The organism is Pseudonocardia sp. KRD291 (genome assembly GCF_019263595.1).
Classification (GTDB): Bacteria; Actinomycetota; Actinomycetes; order Mycobacteriales; family Pseudonocardiaceae; genus Pseudonocardia.
In genome coordinates, this window is sequence record NZ_JADQDD010000349.1 from 1 (window position 1) to 5,712 (window position 5,712).

General features: G+C 73.8%; 6 protein-coding genes. 2 read left to right on the forward strand and 4 right to left on the reverse strand.

The genetic code is table 11. From position 1 onward, the window contains the following. The coding region (locus I4I78_RS29270; RefSeq protein ID WP_308252430.1) for an MFS transporter at positions 1-1,173 on the forward strand (1,173 nt) is incomplete at its 5' end. A 36-nt stretch (positions 1,174-1,209) separates the two neighbouring features. Here I4I78_RS29270 and I4I78_RS29275 read toward each other — a convergent pair. From I4I78_RS29275 to I4I78_RS29290, 4 genes are all read right to left on the reverse strand, one after another. Then, entirely contained in the window at positions 1,210-1,455 is a 246-nt protein-coding gene (locus tag I4I78_RS29275) for a hypothetical protein (RefSeq protein ID WP_218614742.1), read from the reverse strand. A 129-nt stretch (positions 1,456-1,584) separates the two neighbouring features. Continuing rightward, positions 1,585-3,126, reverse strand: a complete 1,542-nt coding sequence (locus I4I78_RS29280; RefSeq protein ID WP_218614743.1) for an acyl-CoA synthetase — start codon at positions 3,124-3,126, stop codon at positions 1,585-1,587. A 134-nt stretch (positions 3,127-3,260) separates the two neighbouring features. After that, positions 3,261-3,596: an Lsr2 family protein gene (locus tag I4I78_RS29285; protein WP_218614744.1), complete on the reverse strand. Its 336-nt coding sequence runs from the start codon at positions 3,594-3,596 to the stop codon at positions 3,261-3,263. Between the two features lie 231 nt (positions 3,597-3,827). Then, positions 3,828-4,949 (reverse strand): MBL fold metallo-hydrolase, encoded by a 1,122-nt coding sequence (locus I4I78_RS29290; RefSeq protein WP_308252431.1) that lies wholly within the window; start codon positions 4,947-4,949, stop codon positions 3,828-3,830. 56 nt (positions 4,950-5,005) lie between these two features. Here I4I78_RS29290 and I4I78_RS29295 point away from each other — a divergent pair. Further along, the coding region (locus tag I4I78_RS29295) for an enoyl-CoA hydratase-related protein (protein ID WP_218614745.1) at positions 5,006-5,712 on the forward strand (707 nt) is incomplete at its 3' end.

Here is a 5,712-nt window from a genome sequence, read left to right on the forward strand (position 1 = left end):
GACGGTGCCCGCCGGCTGCGCCTGCTGCAGTGGGCCTCGCTGGTCAGCACGTGCGACCGGTTCGCGATCGCGCCCCTGCTGGTGCTGATCGCGATCGATCTCGACGTCTCGCTCGGCGTCACCGCGGGGGTGGCGGGCGGCTACTTCCTGGCCTACGGGCTGATGCAGGTCGTGTGGGGAGTGCTCAGCGACCGGCTGGGCCGGGTCCGGGTGATGCGGGTGGCGCTGTGCGGGGCCGCCGCGGGCGGGCTCGCGTCGGCGCTGGCACCGAACGTGACCGTGCTGCTGATCGCCCGGATCGTCACCGGCGGGTGCTTCGCGGCGCTGATCCCGGCATCGCTGGTGTACGTCGGCGACACCTGGCCGGAGAAGGTCCGCCAGCGCCCGCTCTCCGACGTGCTGGCGGCGTCCGCGCTGGGCACCGCCGTGGCGACGGCCGGTGCCGGCCTGCTGGCCGACCTGGTCGGGTGGCGGACGGTGTTCGCGCTGACCGCCGTGGCCGGGGCGGGGCTGTTCGTGGCGCTGCGGCGCCTGCCCGAGCCCGAGACCGAGCCGGGCTCCGCGGCCGCCGCGGGGCCGGGCGCGGTGCTGCGCCCGCTGGGCACGGTACTGGCGCACGGCTGGGCCCGGATCGTGCTGGTGCTGGCGTTCGTCGAGGGCATCGTGGTGCTCGCGGCGCTGACGTTCCTGGCCCCGGCGCTGCAGGCGCTGGGCTCGTCGGCGGCGGTGGCCGGGCTCGTCTCCGCCGGGTTCGGGGTCGCGGCGCTGCTGTTCTCGCGGCTGGTGCGTCGCCTGGTCGGGCGCGTGCCGCCGGCCGGGCTCGCCGCGATCGGTGGCGCGTTCCTGGTGGCGGCGTGGGCCGGCCCGTCGATCACGGTGAACGTGGCGACCGTGCTCACGGCCGGGGCCGGGCTCGGCGGGGCCTGGGCGTTCCTGCACTCGACACTGCAGACCTGGGCGACGCAGGTGGTGCCGCAGGCCCGGGCGTCGGCGGTGGCGTTGTTCGCGGCCGTGCTGTTCCTGGGCAGCGCCGCCGGGACCGCGATGGCCGCACCGCTGGCCGACACCGGGATGTTCCCGACGCTGTTCCGCGCCGCGCTGGTCGTCGCGGTGCCGCTGGTGGTGGCAGCCGCGCTCGCGCGGCGTCGCTACGGCCGCAGCGCCCGGAGCTGAGCGTCCGGAGCTGAGCGCCCGGAGCTGGGCGGCCGGTCAGCTCGCGGCGGCGTGGCGCACCGTCGCCGCGCGGTCCCCGATGCGCCCCCCGGTGCGTGCTGCAGCCACGGCGGAACGCTGGGCCGGGATGTCCACCACCGGTGCGAACGACGCGGCGGCCGTGCGCGGTCGACGGCGCGCGGCCGGTGCGCGGTCGGCCAGCAGCGGGGTGGCCACCATGGCGAGCAGGAGCAGGATCCCGGCGCCGGCGCCGAGAACGGTCACGATGTCCGAGAAGGTCATGGGACAACCATGGCGCGCCGGCGCCGTCGGCGGATCGGCCCCCGGGACCATTCGCAGGCCGCTGACCTCAGCCTTTCGGTCGAGGGAGCCTGTCGGCCGCGGGAGCCTTTCGGTCGAGGGCCGGTCGGCTCAGGCGATGTATCGGTCCCGCACCTGGCGCTTGACCAGCTTGCCGGTCGCGGTGCGCGGCAGGAAGTCGGTGAAGTCCACCGACCCCGGGGCCTTGTAGTGCGCGATCCGCTCCCGCACGAACGCGATCAGCTCGGCCTCCAGCTCCGGGCCGGTCGCCACGCCGTCGGCCGGCTGCACGACCGCCTTGACCGCCTCGCCCATCTCCTCGTCCGGCACGCCGATCACGGCGACGTCGAGGACCTTCGGGTGCAGCGCCAGGCAGTCCTCGACCTCCTGCGGGTAGATGTTCACCCCGCCGGAGATGATCATGAATGCCTTGCGGTCGGTGAGGTAGAGGAACCCCTCCTCGTCGAGGTAGCCGAGGTCGCCGGTGGTCGTCCAGTTGGAGTGCTCGGGGTGCTCGGCGGCCTTCGTCCGGTCCGGGTCGTTGTGGTACTCGAACGGGCGGGCGTCGCGCTCGAAATAGATGGTGCCGACCTCGCCGGTGCCGAGCAGCGTGCCGTCCTCGGCGCAGATCCGCACGTCGCCGAGCACGCCACCACGCCCGACCGAACCCGGGTGGGCGAGCCACTGCGCGGAGTCGATGAACGTGATCCCGGACGACTCGGTGGCCGCGTAGTACTCGTAGAGCACCGGGCCCCACCAGTCGATCATCTTCTGCTTGACCTCGACCGGGCACGGCGCGGCGGCGTGGATCGCGACCCGCAGCGACGACACGTCGTAGCGCTCGCGGACCTCGGCGGGCAGCTTGAGCATCCGCACGAACATCGTCGGAACCCACTGGCTGTGCGTGGCGCGGTGGGTCTCGATCGCCGCGAGCGCGGCCTCCGGGGCGAAGCGCTCCATCACCACGACCGTCCCGCCGACGGCCTGGACCGTCGCGCTGAAACGCAGCGGCGCCGCGTGGTAGAGCGGGGCCGGCGACAGGTACACCGTCTCCGCGTCGAACCCGTACATCTGCCCGAAGATCGCGACGTAGGTGTCGCCCGGCTCGTCGATCCGGCGCTCGGGCAGCGTCGGCTTGATCCCCTTGGGACGTCCTGTGGTGCCCGAGGAGTAGAGCATGTCGGCGCCCCGCGGCTGGTCGGCCAGCGGCTCGGCGGACACGCCGGCCAGCGTGGCGTCGTAGTCGTCGTAGCGCGAGGCCCCGGGGATCTCGCCGCCGAAGGCGAGCCGCACCGCGACGTCGACATGCTCCTCCACCGCGGCCGCGAGACCGGCGACTCCGGCGGAGACCACGAGGGCCTTCGCCCCGCAGTCGTTGACGATGTAGGCGGCCTCCGGCGCGGAGAGGTGGTGGTTCACGGCGGTGATGTAGAGCCCGGAACGCTGGGCGGCCCAGTAGACCTCGTAGACGCGCGGTGTGTTGTCCGAGATCAGCGCGACCACGTCGCCGCGGCGCAGGCCCGCATCGTGCAGATGGCGGGCCAGCCGGGCGGACCCGGCCTCGAGCTCCGCGTAGGTCAGGGCCTCACCGGTTCCGGCCATCACCACGGCCGGCTTGTCCGGTGTGGTGACGGCGTGCGTTCCTGGAAACATCGAGCCCTCTCGTCGGCGGTCGGGTGCGGGATACCGGTCCCCGATCCTGCCACCGCCGGGAGCGCGTCACGTGGCCCGGCGTTCCACCGGCCACGGACGGTCGCCCATTCGGTGCGCGCTGTCAGTGCGTGCTGTCAGTGCGCGCTGTGATAGGCCTCGAGAACCGACGAGGGGATCCGGCCCCGCTCGGAGATCTTCATCCCTTGCGCGACCGCCCATTCCCGAACCGCGCGGTTGACCGCGCGCTCGGATGCACTGGAGCCGTTCGACGACGCCGACGTCGACGCGCTGCGTCCGCCCCCACGGCGAGCAGCGGAAACGTAGGGGGCCAGGCTCTCCCGCAGCTTTTCGGCATTCTTCGACGACAGATCGATCTCGTAGGAGCGGCCGTCGACGGAGAACTGTACCTGCTCGTCGGCCTCGCCGCCGTCGAGGTCGTCGACAAGGGTGACGGTGGTGTGCTTTGCCACGCCACATTCCTTCCGGTATTTCCGGGCACGCGGGACCGCCGTCGGCTGTCGGGGGAACGTACGCGGATCTCTTAGAGAGCGATCGAGAATCTGAGCGAAACGATAAGGTACGCGCGCGCGGTTTGTCGAACCGCTCCGGCGTGTTTCCGCAAGAACGGTGGAGTCGTCCGCGCGGGGTCGGCGTTCGGGCGAAGGCAATCGGGAGAAAGGTGGAGCGCGGCGGGCCGGGGGTCACCGCTCGGGAGTGGACCACCAGGGGGCCGAGTGCAGCGGCGCGGCCAGGTCGACCCGCTCGCCGGGACGGGGCAGCGCCAGCCGTACCCCGGCCGCGTCGGCGGCCCGGCGCAGCCGCTCCCCGGGCTCGGACCAGCCGTGGAACCCGAGGTTGAACGTCGCCCAGTGGATCGGCAGGAGGACGTCGCCGCGCAGATCCCGGTGCCCGGACACGGCCTGTTCGGGGTCGAGGTGGATGTCCGGCCACAGATCCGAGTACGCCCCGATCGGCAGTACCGTCAGGTCGAACGGTCCGTGCGCGGCCCCGGAACGGGCGAACGCGGCGGTCGGGCCGGTGTCACCGCCGACGTAGACCCGGTGCTGCGGACCGGCCACCGCCCAGGCCGCCCACTGCGAGGTGTTGCGGCGCAGGCCGCGCCCGGAGAAATGCCGGGCCTCCAGGCAGGTCAGTGCGAGCTCGCCGACCTCGGTCCGGCCGCCCCAGTCCCGGGTCACGACCCGCTGTTCGGGGACACCCCAGGCGCGCAGGTGTTCGCCCACGCCGACCGGCGCGACGAACGTCGCCGACGAGTCCCGGGCCAGTGCGCGCACCGTGCGCCGGTCCAGATGGTCGTAGTGGTCGTGGGTGAGCAGCACGAGGTCCACCTGGGGCAATGCCGACAGCGGCGCGGGCATCGGGTAGAGCCGGCGCGGGCCCAGCAGCGGCACCGGGGAGGTGCGCTCGGACCACACGGGGTCGACCAGGACGCGCCTGCCGTCGATCTCGAGCAGCACGCACGCGTGGCCCAGCCACGTCACGGCCAGCGGCGCGGCGCGCGGCGGGAAGTGCGGCGTGGCCGGCTGAACCGGCTCGTGCGGGACGCCGTTCTCGTTGCGGCGCAGGATCATGCGCGTAGCCGTCCGGATGCTCGTGCGCTCGCGCGGGCGTCCGCTCTCGGTGTTGGAGAAGATCCCGTCCCGGGCGTGCGGCGACGTCGCCGCGGCCGCGTGCAGCGCTCGCCGGGACGCCCCCATCTGCGACCGGACGTGCAGGGCGAGGGCGGTGGCTCCGAGGGCGGTGGCTCCGGCGGCGGCGCCCAGGGCGGACGGGAGCGTGCGGCGGGGCGTGGGGGACGGCACGTCCCAAGATTACGAACGCCGGTGGTGCCCGGGGCAACGGGATCTACGGTGGGGTGATGAGCATCTCGGAGACGGCGACGGCCGCGGAGCGGGTGGCCACGCAGCGTCGGGGACACGTCCTGGTGGTCCGGATGCTGCGGCCGGACAAGCGCAACGCCGTCGACGCGGCGATGACGGCGGGGCTGGACGCGGCACTCAACGAGCTCGACGACGACCCGGACCTGTGGTGCGGCGTCCTGGCCGGCGACGAGACGGCGTTCTGTGCCGGCACCGACCTGGCCGCCGGCTCCGGCGGCCCGACCGTGCGCGGGGGCAACTACGGCGTCGTCCGCCGGGACCGGCGCACGCCGCTGATCGCCGCCGTCGAGGGGATCGCCTACGGCGGCGGGTTCGAGATCGTGCTGGCCTGCGACATGGTCGTCGCCGGGCGATCGGCCCGGTTCGGGCTCCCGGAGGTGGCACGCGGGCTGGTCGCCAACTGCGGCGCGCTGTTCCGCACACCCCGTCCGCTGCCGTTGAACGTGGCCAGGCAGATGCTGACCACCGGGCAGCCCCTCGGCGCCGAACGCGCCCACGCGCTCGGGCTGGTGAACGAGCTCGTCGCGCCGGGGGAGGCGGAGGCGGCGGCGATCGCCCTGGCGGAGCAGGTGTGCGCCAACGCCCCGGTCGCGGTCGCGGCGTCGTTGCGGGCCCTGGAGCAGGTCGTCTCCGAGCCCGACGACCGCGGCTGGGTGGCCACCGACGAGGCCTCCGCCGCGATCGC

Coding starts and splice junctions, on each gene's coding strand:
- I4I78_RS29275 (WP_218614742.1), bottom strand. CDS start 1,455: ATGACCTTCTCGGACATCGTGACCGTTCTCGGCGCCGGCGCCGGGATC.
- I4I78_RS29280 (WP_218614743.1), bottom strand. CDS start 3,126: ATGTTTCCAGGAACGCACGCCGTCACCACACCGGACAAGCCGGCCGTG.